Annotated in this window: 13 protein-coding genes and 1 tRNA gene; 10 read left to right on the plus strand and 4 right to left on the minus strand. The window is 68.5% G+C overall.

What is annotated here, in order from left to right; all coding sequences use genetic code 11:
* Positions 1 to 234: 234 nt before the first annotated feature.
* Positions 235 to 504 carry a hypothetical protein gene (locus AC5Y5B_RS12145; RefSeq protein ID WP_500005427.1) on the minus strand — a complete coding sequence of 90 codons (270 nt, stop codon included), beginning with the start codon at positions 502 to 504 and terminating at the stop codon, positions 235 to 237.
* A 107-nt stretch (positions 505 to 611) separates the two neighbouring features.
* Here AC5Y5B_RS12145 and AC5Y5B_RS12150 point away from each other — a divergent pair, with 107 nt between their 5' ends.
* The 9 genes from AC5Y5B_RS12150 (at position 612) to AC5Y5B_RS12190 (ending at position 10137) form a co-directional block, all read left to right on the plus strand.
* Positions 612 to 3158, plus strand: a complete 2547-nt coding sequence (locus tag AC5Y5B_RS12150; RefSeq protein WP_500005428.1) for an excinuclease ABC subunit UvrA — start codon at positions 612 to 614, stop codon at positions 3156 to 3158.
* Between the two features lie 169 nt (positions 3159 to 3327).
* Complete coding sequence (locus tag AC5Y5B_RS12155) at positions 3328 to 4704, plus strand: hypothetical protein (protein ID WP_500005429.1); 1377 nt, start codon at positions 3328 to 3330, stop codon at positions 4702 to 4704.
* A 70-nt stretch (positions 4705 to 4774) separates the two neighbouring features.
* Positions 4775 to 5776 carry an AAA family ATPase gene (locus tag AC5Y5B_RS12160; protein WP_500005430.1) on the plus strand — a complete coding sequence of 334 codons (1002 nt, stop codon included), beginning with the start codon at positions 4775 to 4777 and terminating at the stop codon, positions 5774 to 5776.
* Between the two features lie 8 nt (positions 5777 to 5784).
* Positions 5785 to 6651 carry a DUF58 domain-containing protein gene (locus tag AC5Y5B_RS12165; RefSeq protein WP_500005431.1) on the plus strand — a complete coding sequence of 289 codons (867 nt, stop codon included), beginning with the start codon at positions 5785 to 5787 and terminating at the stop codon, positions 6649 to 6651.
* Positions 6641 to 7114, plus strand: a complete 474-nt coding sequence (locus tag AC5Y5B_RS12170; protein ID WP_112633142.1) for a hypothetical protein — start codon at positions 6641 to 6643, stop codon at positions 7112 to 7114. Before AC5Y5B_RS12165 ends, AC5Y5B_RS12170 begins: the two co-directional genes overlap by 11 nt.
* Positions 7105 to 8082: a hypothetical protein gene (locus AC5Y5B_RS12175; RefSeq protein ID WP_500005432.1), complete on the plus strand. Its 978-nt coding sequence runs from the start codon at positions 7105 to 7107 to the stop codon at positions 8080 to 8082. Before AC5Y5B_RS12170 ends, AC5Y5B_RS12175 begins: the two co-directional genes overlap by 10 nt.
* On the plus strand, positions 8079 to 8996 hold the full coding sequence (locus AC5Y5B_RS12180) for a vWA domain-containing protein (protein WP_500005433.1): 918 nt from the start codon (positions 8079 to 8081) through the stop codon (positions 8994 to 8996). Before AC5Y5B_RS12175 ends, AC5Y5B_RS12180 begins: the two co-directional genes overlap by 4 nt.
* Complete coding sequence (locus AC5Y5B_RS12185; RefSeq protein WP_500005434.1) at positions 8993 to 9736, plus strand: hypothetical protein; 744 nt, start codon at positions 8993 to 8995, stop codon at positions 9734 to 9736. The genes AC5Y5B_RS12180 and AC5Y5B_RS12185 overlap by 4 nt, the downstream gene beginning before the upstream one ends.
* 20 nt (positions 9737 to 9756) lie before the next feature.
* Complete coding sequence (locus AC5Y5B_RS12190; protein ID WP_500005435.1) at positions 9757 to 10137, plus strand: YchJ family protein; 381 nt, start codon at positions 9757 to 9759, stop codon at positions 10135 to 10137.
* Between the two features lie 10 nt (positions 10138 to 10147).
* On the opposite strand, the gene AC5Y5B_RS12195 is transcribed toward AC5Y5B_RS12190, so the two are convergent.
* Both AC5Y5B_RS12195 and AC5Y5B_RS12200 read right to left on the minus strand, forming a co-directional pair.
* Positions 10148 to 10221: transfer RNA gene (locus AC5Y5B_RS12195), tRNA-Cys, on the minus strand.
* 158 nt (positions 10222 to 10379) lie between these two features.
* Positions 10380 to 11786 (minus strand): aldehyde dehydrogenase family protein, encoded by a 1407-nt coding sequence (locus AC5Y5B_RS12200; protein ID WP_066869510.1) that lies wholly within the window; start codon positions 11784 to 11786, stop codon positions 10380 to 10382.
* A 218-nt stretch (positions 11787 to 12004) separates the two neighbouring features.
* On the opposite strand from AC5Y5B_RS12200, the gene AC5Y5B_RS12205 reads away from it, so the two are divergent.
* Entirely contained in the window at positions 12005 to 12922 is a 918-nt protein-coding gene (locus AC5Y5B_RS12205; protein ID WP_500005436.1) for a TPM domain-containing protein, read from the plus strand.
* Positions 12923 to 12986: 64 nt separating this feature from the next.
* On the opposite strand, the gene AC5Y5B_RS12210 is transcribed toward AC5Y5B_RS12205, so the two are convergent.
* A complete protein-coding gene (locus tag AC5Y5B_RS12210) occupies positions 12987 to 14588 on the minus strand; it encodes a bifunctional aminoglycoside phosphotransferase/ATP-binding protein (protein WP_500005437.1) in 1602 nt (533 codons plus the stop codon).
* Between the last annotated feature and the right edge of the window lie 23 nt (positions 14589 to 14611).

Genomic DNA, 14611 nt, shown 5'->3' on the forward strand with positions numbered 1-14611 from the left:
CAAACCTCTCGAGCGTTAGTGGATGAGTGACGTTGCCCGATTCGCCAAAACGGAGAAACGTGGTGGGCCGCACAGCCCTCGCTCCGTCATGGCCACGGCGGAATTCCCGCCCGGCCCGACGTTGAAACGGCATGGTCGATCATCGGCATCGACAAGAAAACCTCGATACCCCACGGTGGACCGTCAATAAGGCCGACTACAAAGGGTTTTCGCAATTCGTGGTTTGCGCGCTCGTCAACGGTCGTGGCGGTGCAGGTCGTTGGCGGCTTTGCGGATGTAGGTAATCGTGTCGCCGGTGAGAATGTCATCAGATCCCGCTGCTTCGAGCCCGTCGGCAATGTCGTTAAGCAGTTGAACCAGATCAGCGGGTAGTGGTTCGAGGAGTTTACGTCGTTGGGCGGCGATCCGGTCCGCCAGATCGTTGCGGCCATTCTCAAGAGCGGTTTTCTCATTTTCTTCTAGATACTGCAGGACGGCTGCTACCTCATCGTTTACGTCACTCATGGGAGAATGCTAGGCCAGAGCAGGGAGCGGTTGAGGCATCAGATCCGATGGCGAGCAGCAAACATAGCGCTTGCCGCGGCCGTAACAGGGGTATTCGGCTGAGCAAGATGACTCAACTGCCCGATCAAAGCGCGGACGAAATCGACCCGTGCGTGCGTGTTTACGGGGCGCGGGTCCACAATCTGCGCGGTGTCGACGTCGTGGCGCCGCGTGACGCGCTGGTCGCGTTCACCGGGATCTCCGGATCCGGCAAATCGTCGTTGGCCTTCGGGACCATCTATGCCGAGGCCCAGCGCCGCTACTTCGAATCGGTCGCGCCGTACGCCCGTCGGCTGCTCTTGCCCACCGGCGCACCCAAGGTCGACGACATCACCGGGCTACCGCCTGCCGTTGCGCTGCAGCAACGCCGCGGCTCGGCGACGTCGCGGTCGACGGTGGGCACCGTCACCACGCTGTCGAACCTGCTGCGGATGTTGTTCTCCCGCGCCGGCACCTATCCGCGCGGGGCGACGGAACGCCTGGACTCCGATGCGTTCTCGCCCAACACCGCGGTGGGGGCGTGTCCCGAGTGCCACGGGCTGGGACGCATCCATCGGGTGACCGAGGAGACGCTGGTACCAGACCCCTCGCTGACCATCCGCGAGGGCGCCGTCGCCGCATGGCCGGGCGCGTGGCAAGGCCAAAACCTGCGCGACATCCTTGTCACGCTGGGGTACGACATCGACAAGCCATGGCACAAACTTCCTAAGCGGCAACGTAATTGGATCCTGTTCACCGACGAGCAGCCAACGGTCGAAATCGATCCGGGCCAGCACGCGGTGCAGGCCGATTACTACTACAACGGCACGTTCTCCAGCGCCGAACGTCACGTCCGCCACACGCTGGCCAAGTCCCACAGCGCGATGATGCGTCGCCGCGTACTGCAATTCGTCGACACCGTCGAGTGCCCGGTGTGCGACGGTTCCGGGTTGCGGCCCGAGGCGCTGCAGGTGACGTTCGCCGGGCGCACGATCGCCGACTACACGGCGATGCCCTTGGTCGAGCTTGCCGACGCGTTGCGCCCGACGGCTTCCCGGACCGACGCTGCGGCCGCGTACGAGTCCACGGAATCCGGTGAGCTGACGGAGGTGGCGACCATGATCGCCGCGGACCTCGTCGCACGCCTGCAGGTACTCATCGATCTCGGCCTCGGCTATCTCACGCTGAGTCGCCGCACTCCGACGGTGTCACCCGGCGAACTGCAGCGGTTGCGGCTGGCCACCCAATTGCGCGCCGGCCTGTTCGGCGTGCTCTATGTGCTCGACGAGCCGTCGGCCGGATTGCACCCCGCCGACGCCGAACCGCTGCTCGAGGTGCTCGATCGCTTACGGCGCGCGGGCAATTCGTTGTTCGTGGTCGAACACGACATGGACGTGGTGCGCCGCGCCGACTGGGTCGTCGACGTGGGACCTGGCGCCGGTGAGCTTGGCGGGGGCGTGCTCTACAGCGGACCGGTGCCCGGTCTGGCCGACATCGAGGAATCCGTCACTCGTAGATACCTTTTCGACACAGCCGGCCCGCCGCCTCGTCAACCGCGCACGCCGTCCGGGTGGCTACGGCTGCGCGGAATCTGCTTCCACAATCTGCGAGACCTCGACGTGGACATGCCCCTTGGCGTGTACACCGCGGTCACCGGAGTGTCCGGGTCGGGCAAGTCGACACTCGTCGTCAAGGTCCTCGGCGATGTCGTGCACCGCCAGCTCGGCACCGGACGAGCGGCCGATGCGGTCGAATCCGAAGACGACGAAACCGACAGTGGCATAGCCGATCTCGATCATGACGCGAGTGTCGGTGTGGCGGTAGAGGGTGCCGAGCAGATCAACCGGCTGGTGTCCGTCGACCAGCGCCCGATCGGACGCACGCCGCGCTCGACGCTGGCGACCTACACCGGGTTGTTCGACGCCGTGCGCCGGGAATTCGCCGCAACCCCGAAGGCGCGTCGTCGGGGTTGGACGGCGGGCAGGTTCTCGTTCAACGTGGCCGAAGGTCGCTGCCCCACCTGTCAGGGGGAGGGGTTCGTCTCGGTCGAATTGTTGTTCCTGCCAGGCACTTACGCCACCTGCCCAACGTGTCACGGGGCGCGTTACTCCGACGAGACACTCGAGGTGCGCTATCGCGACCGCACGATCGCCGATGTGCTGGCGATGACCGTCGATGAGGCCGCGGAGTTTTTCGCCGACGTCGCCTCCGCGGCACGGAGCCTGACCACGCTGCAAGAGGTCGGTCTGGGCTATCTCCGCCTCGGGCAGCCCGCAACGGAGCTGTCGGGCGGCGAGGCGCAGCGGATCAAGCTCGCCGCCGAACTGCAGCGACCCCGACGAGGGCATACCCTCTACGTCCTCGACGAGCCGACCACCGGCCTGCACCCCGCCGACGTGGATCTGCTCGACCGTCAGCTGCACCGCCTGGTCGACGCGGGCAATAGCGTCGTGGTGGCCGAACACGACATGCGGATGGTCGCGGGCGCGGACTGGGTGATCGACCTGGGGCCGGGGGCCGGCGGCGACGGCGGTCGCGTCGTTGCGGCGGGGCCACCGCAGAAGGTGGCGCGCGCAAAACACAGCCGCACGGCGCCGTATCTCGCCAAGCGGTTGGCGCCGCCTGTCGCCCGGTGACGTATCTGCACACGCTCGGCGTCGTCGCGAGCTACCGTGACCGACCGCGTCGCCGTCCGGCGCCGGTAATACGGCGATATTGCTGGCAAGACACGGAAATTTGATCCACCGCCGCGCCCGTTAGCGCAGTACTCTTTGTGTGCCAGCATCTCCGTGAAGGAGAGGGATCGTGGGATCTCAGAGAGTCGTCGGTAGCCGGCCGGATCGGCTCCCGCTGGCCGCCCGGGCCTCGGCGGTGCCCGCGACAATCCTCGAGCTGGGCGGTCGATACCCCGGCGCCGCCGTGTTGTTCGCGGCGCCGCTGACCGTCGCCGGCATCTGGGGGATGGTCACGCGCCCCTCGTTGGCGTTGCCGCTGGTCCTGCTGGCCGGCGTGGCGCTGGTATTGATCGATTTCCTGGCCGGTCCGTACCGGGTGGCCGAGCAGCAGGCGCGGGTCGCCGGCGCCCCGAGGCCGAACCGTCAGCCGCTCCTCAACCAGCCCCGAATGCAGCCCAAACCGACGCCGCCGCGAGAAAAGGTGGAGGCCCACGCGGGGGCGCAGGCCGAAGCCGCCGCCGCTCAGGCGCTGGCCGCGGAAGCCGAAGCCCTGGCCGCCGAAGCGCGGGCGCGCGCTGACGCCGCCGCCGCCGAAGCCCTGGCCGCCGAAGCCGAGGCGCTGGCCGCGGAAGCCGAAGCCCTGGCCGCCGAGGCGCGGGCGCAGGAAGAAGCCGCCGCGGCCGAGGCGCTGGCCGCCGAACCCGAAGCGGTGGCCGCCGAGGCGCGGGCGCAGGCCGAGATCGCCGCGGCAGAAGCGCTCGCCGCGGAGGCGCGGGAGCGGGAGCGGGCACGCGCGGAAGCCGCGGCCGCCGAAGCGCTGGCCGCCGAGGCGCGCAAGCGGGCCGAAGCCGCCGAGGCCCACGCGCTGGCCGCCGAGGCCCGCAAGCAGGCCAAAGCCGCCGAAGCCCACGCCCTGGCCGCCGAGGCCCGCAAGCGGGCCAAAGCCGCCGCGCCCGAAGCCCTGGCCGCCGAGGCGCGGGCGCATGCGGAAGCCACCGAGACCCAGGCCTTGATCGCCGAAGCCCGGGCCCGTGAGCGGGCGCGCGCACAAGCCGCCGAAGCCGAAGCCGCGGCCATCGAGGCGCGCAAACAAGCCGAGGCCGCCGAAGCGCAGGCGCTGGCCGCCGCGGCGCGCAAGCGGGCCGAAGCCGCCGAAACCGAGGCCATGGCGGCCGAGGCGCGCAAGCGGGCGAGAGCCGCCGAGGCCGAAGCGCTGGTGGCCGAGTCGCGGGCGCGCGCCGAAGCCGCCGAAACGCAGGCCGCGGCCGCCGAGGCGCGGGTGCGGGAGCGGGCGCGCGCCGAAGCGGCCGAGGCCGAGGCTCTGGCCGCCGAGTCGCGGGCGCGCGCCGAAGCAGCCGAAACCCGGGCTCGGGCCGCCGAGGTGTGGGCGGGCGCCGAAGCCGCCGAAGCCCAGGCTCGGGCCGCCGAGGCGCGGGCGCGGGCGATCCGGTTGCGGCTCGAGGCGGAAAACAAGCTCAAGCGGCCCCCGCAACAAAACCGGCCCTAATCGAACCGTTTCGCGGCAGCCGCGCACGTCGACGTGTGGGAAATCGGTACCTGGGTATCTTGGCGAGCGTATGTCTACAGCTCGAACACAACCGGATCAGCGCGAACTCGACGGTGTCTTGGGGACCGTCGACGCCATCGCCCAGGCCTTCGCCGCCAAAATCGTGGGGCAGCGCGACCTACGCGAGTCGCTGCTGATCGGCCTGCTCGCCGGCGGCCACGTCCTGCTCGAAAGCGTGCCGGGCCTGGCCAAGACCACCGCCGCCAAGGTGCTCGCCGAGTCGATTCACGGCCGCTTCCAGCGCATCCAGTGCACGCCGGACCTGCTGCCCAGCGACATCCTCGGCACTCAGATCTACGACTCGGCGACCAACTCATTCGTCACCCAACTCGGTCCGGTGCACGCCAACATCGTCCTGCTCGACGAGATCAACCGGTCCAGCGCGAAGACGCAGAGCGCGATGCTCGAGGCGATGGAGGAGCGGCAGACCACGATCGCCGGGCAGGTGCACCCGCTGGCGGATCCGTTTCTGGTCATCGCCACGCAGAACCCCGTCGACCAGGAGGGCACCTATCCGCTGTCCGAGGCGCAGACTGACCGCTTCCTGCTCAAGGAGATCGTGCGCTACCCCTCCCCGCAGGAGGAGGTGGAAGTGATGACGCGGATCGACGCCGGCGTCTACGACCGGGGAAGCCCGGCTCCGCCGGTGGTCGGCCTCGACGACGTGCTGCGCCTCCAGGAGGTGGTGCGCCACGTCCACATGGACCGCGCGCTGATGCTCTACGCCAGCCAACTGGTCGACGTCACCCGCCACCCCGAGCGCGCGCTGCCCAAGCAGATCGCGCGCCTGGTCGAATACGGTGCCAGCCCCCGCGCCACGATCGCGTTCTGCAAGGCGGCCCGCGCGCAGGCCGTGCTGTCCGGGCGCGCGCACGTGCTGCCCGAAGACATCGCGAATCTCGCCCACCGGGTGCTGCGCCATCGGCTCATTCTCGGATTCGAAGCGGCCAGCGCCGACATCACGCCCGAGGTCGTGGTCGACGCCGCGCTCCGTGCCGTCCGCGTCCCCTGAGGCCGGCCGTGGGCAAGCACCTCAACCGGGCGAAGGCCCACTTCGGCACCGACACCCGCGGCTTGCTCGAAGGCGGTCGCTACGCGCTATTGCATACGCGCAGCATGGAATTCGACGACCTGCGCCCGTATGTTCCGGGCGACGACGTCCGCGACATCGATTGGAAGGCCTCCGCGCGGTCGGGCGGCGTGCTCATCAAGCGGTTCGTTTCCGAAAAGCACCACAAGATCCTGCTCGTCGCCGACGGAGGCCGCAACATGTCGGCGCTGGCCCAGAGCGGAGAGTCCAAACGCGATGTGGCAGCGCACATCATAAGCGCGGTGGGGTTGATCGGCCTGCGGCGATCCGACCAGATCGGCATGGTCTACGGTGATCGCCGCGGCTGTGTGAACATCCCGCAGCGGCGCGGCGAGTCGCACATCGAGGGGCTGCTGCACCGCTGGTATCAGCACACGACGGCCGGCCCCGGCCGCAGCGACATCGCCGCCCAACTCGATTACGTCGCAACGCATTACCGGCACACCATGCTGATCATCGTGGTGTCCGACGAACCCGATGTCGACGAGCGGCTCAGCGAAATGCTCACCAGATTGACCGGGCGGCACGACATCATGTGGGCGATGGTCTCGGACATGCCCGCCGTGGGCCCCGACGACACCGACGGATACGACGTCGCCACCGGACGCTTCGTCTTGAACGGTGCCGACCTCGGACCGCGGGTCGTCGCCGCGTATCGCCGCGCCGAGCGGGCCCGCCGCGCCCGCCTGGATGCGTTTTTGACCGCGCACGCGATCCCGCATGCGACGATCGCGGGCAGCAACGACATTCGGCGCGAACTCGTCCGCCTGACCGAGGTGGCGGCGCGTGCCGGATGATCTGCTGCGCCATGTGTTCGGTCCGCAGCCCTACTCGCCGTGGTGGCTGTGGCTGGGCGTGCTGCTGCTCCTGGCCGTCTTCGGTTGGTACGCGGGCGTTTTCGTGTGGACGCTGCCGTCGCGGCGGTTGCGGCGCATCCCCGTCGTCCGGCGGATGCACGCCCGGCTGATCCGCCAGCGGTTCGCCAGCCGCGTGCGGGGGATCACCGACGAGCACGAGGCCGGGCAGATATCGGCCCCGGCGGCATGCGCGGCGATCAGCCGGACGGTGCGTAGCTTTCTGCATCAAGCGACCGGCGTGCGGGCCCAATACCTGCATGTCGGCGCCCTGGCCGACGCGAGCCTCGCCGCCGCCGCGCCCCTGTTGGCCCGGCTGAATGATGCGCAGTTCAACGCCGAGGCGCGAGCCGACGTCGCCGACGTGAGCGCCCGGGCGCAGGAGTTGATCCGGTCGTGGACCTGAGGTGGTGGCCGGTAGCGGCCATCGGGTCGGCCTGCTTTGTCGCGGCCGTCGCGCTGGCGGCGCTGTTACCGATGACCTCGGCTCGCCGCCGACTACGTCCGTTGGCCAACGTCGCGCGGCTGACCCGATTGCCCGAGTACGCCAAAGTGGCCCGGCTGCGGTCGCTCTCGACGATCGTGACGTTGGTGGTGCTGACGGTCATGTTCGCCGCCGCGACGTGGGCCGCCGCCCGTCCGAGCGTGGCCAGCAACGATTTCGACGCGGCGCACCCCGAAGACATCATGGTGTGTGTCGGGCAACCGGTGACCGATGCGGCTACCGCCGAACTGCTCGACTACTTCGCGCGCCAGACCACCACCTCACCGCAGACCCAACGCATCGGCCTGACATCGGTCAACCGCCGCGTGGTGCCGCTGACGCGCGACCATCAGTACGCCGCGGGGCAATTCGGTGATTACCTCAGCGCCCATCAGGCGCACCCGGCGCCATTCGCCCCGCAAGTGCCCTACACGGACTATGCCGCCAGCGTGAATGACGTTCTTGCGCTATGCCTCTCGGGATTCCCGCCGACCGAGCAGCGCAACACGCATCGGCGCTCGGTGATCTATCTTGGTCCGTCGGATCTGCGCACCGCTGCGGAGCAGCGCGCCGCACTGTTCGCCGATGCCAGCGTTCGGGCCCTGGCCGAGCGTGCCGGGGCACAGATCAATGTGATCGACACCGCCCCGTCGCCGGCGAGCGGTTCGCTGGCCGCGCTGACCCGACAGACCGGCGGCCGGTACGTCGTGGCAGGCGCGACGTCGGTGACCACGGCGCTCAACGGGATTCGGGCACACGCCCCGCCGGTGCGCCGCGCCGACGGCACCGTCGTGACCGCGGACGTCCATGACGCGCCTGCGCTGCCCCTGGTGATCGCGCTTCTATCGGCGGCCGTGCTCTCGGTGGCCCTATTGGTGTTGCGCCGATGACCTTTCAAACCCTGCTGCCCTGGCCGATCCTCGCGGTCGTCGCCGGCGCGCTTGCGCTGGCCCGCCTGGTGGCGCTGTGGCGGGTGCTTGCGTCGGCGGGAAGCCGCCGCCGCCGCGCGGTAATGCGCTGGACCGGCGTGACTCTCGTGGTGCTGCTGCTCATCATCGCGACCACCCGCCCGGCCCTGCTGAACGAAAATCGCCGCGACGCGACGCCGGCGGCCGGCACGGATCTCAACGTGTTTCTCGTCGTCGATCTGTCGGCGGACTCGAATATCGACGACTACGGCAACGGCGAACCGCGGATCGCGGCGATGCGCGACGACATCGCGGACTTGACCAGGCAGTACCCCGCGGCACGGTTCGCGCTCATCACCTTCGACTCGAAGGCCTCCCTCGATTGGCCGCTGTCGGAGGATGTTTGGAGTCTACGACCCACGATCGCGGCGCTCGACGCACGGACGACCCCAGGCCCCGACGCGAACGCTGGAGCGGCGGACAATGTGCTGCGCTATCAGCTGATTCAGGCGGCCCAGCAATATCCGGGATCACGGAACGTCGTGCTCTACCTGGGTTCGGGAGCGCCCGGATCGCAGGCGCCGCAGGGCGAGTTCAACCTCACGCGGGGGTCGGTATCCGGGGGAGCGGTGCTGGGATATGGCCGCGGCGATGCGATCGACGAGGCCGAATTACACAGACTGGCAGCACAACTCGATATACCCTACGTCCACCGGGATCGAGCGCAGCCCTTCCGGCCGAAACTGCCCGACACTGCGCACCGCGCCGAGGCCGATCGGACCGAGCTGTACTGGTTGCCTGCGCTGCTGGCGGCGGGACTGCTGCTCGCCGAGATCTACCTCTCGGTGCGCGAGTTCCGGCGCGGCCGCATCGCCCGACGGGACTTGGTGTCATGACGCGCAGACCGGCACGCCTGCGGCTACGACGGCGCCTTGTCGTCTACTCGGCCCCGGTGACCGTCCTTGCGCTGTTGATCGCCGTCAAGCTGATCTCGGTTGTCCTCGCCGGGAATTGGGCCGTGGGCTCCTTCGCCCGCGGCGACGGGAGCGCGGTGCAAGCCGATGCGGCGATACTCGGCGTGGCCAACCTGCTAGAGCCGGCGAAGGCGCCGTTCGCCGCGGGCACCGCCGCCGTGCTCGACGGCCGACTCGAGGATGCCGACGCCCACTTCACCGACGCGCTGACCCGCAGCACCGCCGGTTCCTGCCCGGTGCGGGTCAACCTGGAACTGGTCCGCGAAACCCAAGGCGACCGGGCCGCGGCGGCAGGGGACCGGGCACGCGCCGACGAACGCTACGCGAGCGCGCTGGCCGTCGTCGACGCCGCGCCGCGCGGCTGCTTCTCCGGCAACACCGACCCGGACCCGCAACGGCACGCCCTTCGTGACGACGCCGCAAACAGATTGGCTGCCAAGAGAACCGGCCTCACAGCACCGCCGGAAGCGCCGCCGCCGTCACCGCCGCCCCCGGCTGCGCCTCCCCCTCCGCCACCACCGCCGCCGCTGGCCACCGTCACACCCGACGGCCGGGAGATCCCGCCACGCCGGCTCGACCCGGCCGGGGGCGATCCGCTCGACAAGTTGCAGCAGGTGTTGCAGGACGCCGCCGGCGCCGCGCCGCCGGGGGAGTCGCCGTAGGGGTGTGTCAGGGTCTTGGCATGAGCGAACCGTGTCCCTGCGGCAGCGGCGAGAAGTATCGCGCGTGTTGCGGACCATTGCACGACGGTGAGTCGCAGGCCCCGACGGCCGAGGCGTTGATGCGCTCGAGATATTCGGCATTCGCGCGCGGCGAGGCCGACTACCTGTTTCGCACCTGGCATCCGCGCACGCGGCCGGCCGAGGTGACCGTCGATCCCGGCATCACCTGGACCGGTCTACAGGTGAGCGACATCGTCGCCGGCGGCCCAGGTGACGATTCCGGGGAAGTGGAATTCACCGCCAGCTACGAATCCGCAAGCCGCGCAGGCAGTCTCCATGAGCGCAGCCGTTTCGAGCGTCGCGCGGGCCGATGGTTCTATCTCGACGGCGTCGCGACCTGATCTCTCTGATTGGAGCGAGTGACGGGATTTGAACCCGTGTGTACGGCTTTGCAGGCCGCTGCCTAACCACTCAGCCACACCCGCACAGATCGCAACGATGCCAGCACACGCGGCCGTGGCCCAGAGTTTGCCTCGGCGCGATCATTTCGTGGAGCCGGCTGGTGGTGAAGGAGCCCACGAGCGTAAGTCCACTGCGAAAACTCACGCGGATTTCCGCAGTGACCTTACGCTCGCCAATTCGATCACAGGCCGATGTAGACGGCCTTGGTGTTGAAGTAGGCCTCGATTCCCTTGCGGCCGCGCTCGCCGCCCCAACCCGACTGCTTGTGACCGCTGATCGGCATCGACGGGTCCGCCGCGAGCGAGGAGTTCACCCAAATCTGGCCCGCGCGAAGCTCGTTCACGACGCGGTGGGCGCGGGAGAGGTTCTCGGTCCAGATCGAGCCGGCCAGGCCGTAGTGCGTGTCGTTCGCGGCGGCGATCACCTCGTCCTCGTCGTCGAATGGGATCACACAGCCCACCGGCCCGAAGATCTCCTCCTTGATCAGGCGCATGTCGGGCGTGGTGTTGGTGATGATCGTCGCCTCGTAGAAGTAGCCCTTGCGATCCATCGGCTTGCCGCCGGTGATCACCTGCGCGCCACCGGCCACGCCGTCGTTGACGATGCCTTCGACCCGTTTGCGTTGTTTGTCGCTGATCAGCGGGCCTAGCACCGAATCCGGATCATCGCTGCCGCCCATCGGGAGCATCTGGGCGAAACCCGCAAGACCCTCGACCACCTTGTCGTAGATGCCGCGCTGGACGTAGATGCGCGAGGTGCACGAGCAGTTCTGTCCCGACCCCGCAAGCAGACCCATGCCCGCCCCCATGATGGCCTTGTCGAGGTTGGCGTCGTCGAACATGATCAGCGGGGACTTGCCGCCGAGCTCGAGCGTCAGCCGCTTGAGGTTCCCCGCGGCCGCCTTCACGATCAGCCGACCGACCTCCGTCGACCCGGTGAACGAGATCTTGTCGACGTCCGGGTGCGCGGTCAACGCGGCCCCGGTGGTCTCGCCGTAGCCGGTGATGACGTTGAGCACGCCGTCGGGCAGACCGGCCTCGCGGAAGATCTCCTCCAGTTTCAGCGCGGTCAGCGGCGTCTCCTCGGCCGGCTTGAGGACGGCGCTGCACCCCGCCGCCAGGGCGGGCGCGACCTTGAGCATCGCGACGAAAAACGGTCCGTTCCAAGGGATGATGAGGCCGACGACGCCGACGGGCTCGAGCTGGGTGAACGTGTGGTAGGTCTCCCAGGTGCCGAGCAGGCCGTCGGAGACGAGATTGGCCGACTCGCCGTGGATCTTGCCGACCCAGCCGGCGTAGTACTTCAACATGTCCACCGACACCGGAATGATGTGGCCCGCCGCCGTCAGGTTCATCCCGTTGTCCTGCGACTCGAGCGCGGCCAGCTCGTCCTTGCGTTCCTCGATGATGCGCGCCGCGCGGAAGAGCACGTTCGCGCGGTGGGAGGCGGGCGCCTTGCGCCACACCCCCGACTCGAAGGTCTCGCGTGCTCGGGCCACCGCCGCGTCGACGGCGGCCTGGTCGGAATCGGGGACCTCCGCGATCTGCTCCTCGGTGGACGGGTTGAAGACCGCGATGGTGTTACTCAATGTTCCTCATGGTCCTTCGCTCGCGGGAAATGCTGTAGTCGCGCGACAGAGGTTACGCGCTTAACCAGAGGGTGTCCAGTACGCAATCGGGGCCCGCGCCGGGTCCGTGACGAGGGGGGATTCCGCTGGTCATAGCCGTGATGACGTGGAGCCACACCCTGGATGCCACGACTTTGACCCCTGCCCAAACCCCCGACCGGGCGGCTAGATTGACCCGTATGCGGGTTGTCCGTCTGTTCGGCGCGGTCCTGACGATCCTCGTAGCGGGGCTGCTCTGGGCAACCCCGGCCGGGGCGCAGCCCCCGTTCAAGCTCACCGACCACATCACGGACAGCAGCGGGGTGCTGACGGGTTCCGACCGTACGGCGGTGGCTGCGGCACTCGACCGGCTGTACCGCGATCGGCACATTCAATTGTGGGTCGTCTACGTCGACAACTTTTCCCGGTTCAAACCCGACAACTGGGCCGATAAGACACGCAGCGCCAGCGGAATCGGCGACCACGACGTGTTGCTGGCCGTTGCCACCAACACCAAGCTGTACGCGTTCAGCGTGCCCCCGCAGGTGCCGGGTCTGACGTCGGCCGAGTTGAACAGCTTGCGCAGCAACCAGATTGAACCCGTACTCGGCGCGAAGAACTGGGGCGGGGTGGCGGTCGCGGCGGCGGACGGGTTGGACAAGTCGACCGGCTCGCCCAACCCGGCCAGCTCGTCAAAGTCGAGCTGGCTGCCGATCGCGATCGGCGTCATCGTCGTCGTGGTCGTCCTGCTGCTGTTGCTGCTGCTGGTTCGCGCGCGCCGCCGACGCGCGAGCGCTTCCGGTGGCCAGGTGGCCGTGGACGGCGGCAATCATCCGGTGCAGCAGGCGTTGTCGACCGCGGACACCAGATTGCGCCAAATCTCGGACTATGCCGCCCGGCATCGCGCCAACATCGGATCCGAAGCCCAGGCCCGGCTCGACGACGCGAAACGGCATCTGGCAGCGGCGCACGACAAGCAAGCGAGCAACGAGGCCGACGCGATTGCGTACGCCAACCGGGCATCGACGCTGGCCGCCCAGGCGCAATCGCTGGCCAATGACGACGTGTTGGCGGCCCAGCGCACGCCGCGACGACGCGGCAAGACATCGAGTCGTTGATCGGCGCGAGACCAAAGGCCAAGCACTGCAATGGTTCTGTTGTTTGCCTCGGTTCCCGCGCTCCTCACCTATAGCAGGCGCGCAGCAGCGCCACCGCCTGCTCGACGGTGTCCTCGATGTCCCGCGTCGCGTCGACCCGCAGAACGGACTGCTGCTCGTCGGGAGGCGTGAAAGCGGCGCGCAGCTCGGGCCACAACTCGATGCGTGCATCCGAGACAACGCCTCGTTCGGTGGCGCGTCGCTCCAGACGGGCCATCAGCGTGGCATCGTCGGCGTCGCATAGGACAACACGAAGATCGGCGCCGAGCCGATGCGCAAGCTTCTGCATCTGGGCACGCTCAGCCGGGTTGCCGAACGTGGCGTCGACGACCACGCCGCGGCCGCGGCGTATCCAGCGGGCTGCGTCGCGGCGCAGTGCAGCGTATGTCGTCCGCGTCATCTCCTCGTCATAGAGACCCGAGCCGAATGCGTCGGTGCCGCGCCGGGTGGGCTCGATCCCCGCCATTCTCTTGCGCGCCACGTCTGACGAGAGGTGCACCAGCCCGAAGCGGCCGGCGAGAGCGCGCGCCAGTGTGGTCTTGCCGCTTGCCGGGAGGCCCATGGTGACCACCACCGGTGGACGTGGCAGTCCGCCTGCATGGGCCCACGCGAGATCGAAGTAGGCCCGCGACTCCGCGATAAGCGAAGGCCCTTCACCATCGGAACTCTGCTCGGTCTGAGCCAGCCGCAAGCTGCGGACTTTGCCGCGAACGTAGGCGCGATAGCACGTATAGAAGTCGAGCAGGCTTTTCAATCCATCGTCGCCGCCAGCCCGGACATAGGAGTCGACGAACGCCCAGGCCAGATCCGCGCGACCGTGGTACTCGAAATCCATGGCGAGAAACGCCACCTCCGACGCCAGGTCGGCGCACCGGTAGCGGGGCGCGAACTGCAAGCTGTCGAACAGCTGGATCTGGCCGTCGTCGATGCAGATGCTGGCGGCGTGCAGGTCGCCATGCCCATCCCGGACGTGCCCGTCGGTCACGCGTCGCTCAAGCAACGGCGCCTGGCTGCGCAGGAACCGCTCGACGTACGCGCGGATGTCGTCGTTGACGTCGCTCGAGATGGTTCGTCCGATGAAAGGGACGATCTGGTCGAAGTTTTCCCGCCAGTTCGCCCCGACGCTGGAAGCGCTGCCGTACGCCTCGATGTCGGGACCGGCCTCGGCCTTGTCGTGAAGCTTGGCCAGGGTGCGACCGATTCGCCGCGCGAGACGAATGTCCACGTCGCCGCGCGCGAGCTTCGCGGGCAGCATGCCCTCCTCCGGCAGGCACCGCATCCACACGGCCGGCTCGCCCGACCCCGCTTCGCCACCTATGCGGTAGCGGCCATTTCGTTCGGTGACTTCGACGACGCCCAGGTACATCTGCGGGCTGAACCGCCGATTGAGGCGCAGCTCCTCTTCGCAGTCGGCGCGCCGCCGCTCGATGGTGGTGAAGTCCAGGAAGCCGAGGTTTACCGGCTTTTTGAGTTTGTAGGCGTACGGCCCGGCGAGCAGGACCCACGAGCTGTGCGTTTCGTGGAGACGCACATCGTCGGCCGGCGGGTCATAGGCATCGGGTCGCAGCAGATCGGCGACGATCCGCGGGTGGCCGTTGGGTCCGGTCGGGTCGAAGGCGTGTGTCATGGTCTCGCCGAACGATGACAGGC

It is taken from the genome of Mycobacterium sp. NGS33 (genome assembly GCF_059812885.1).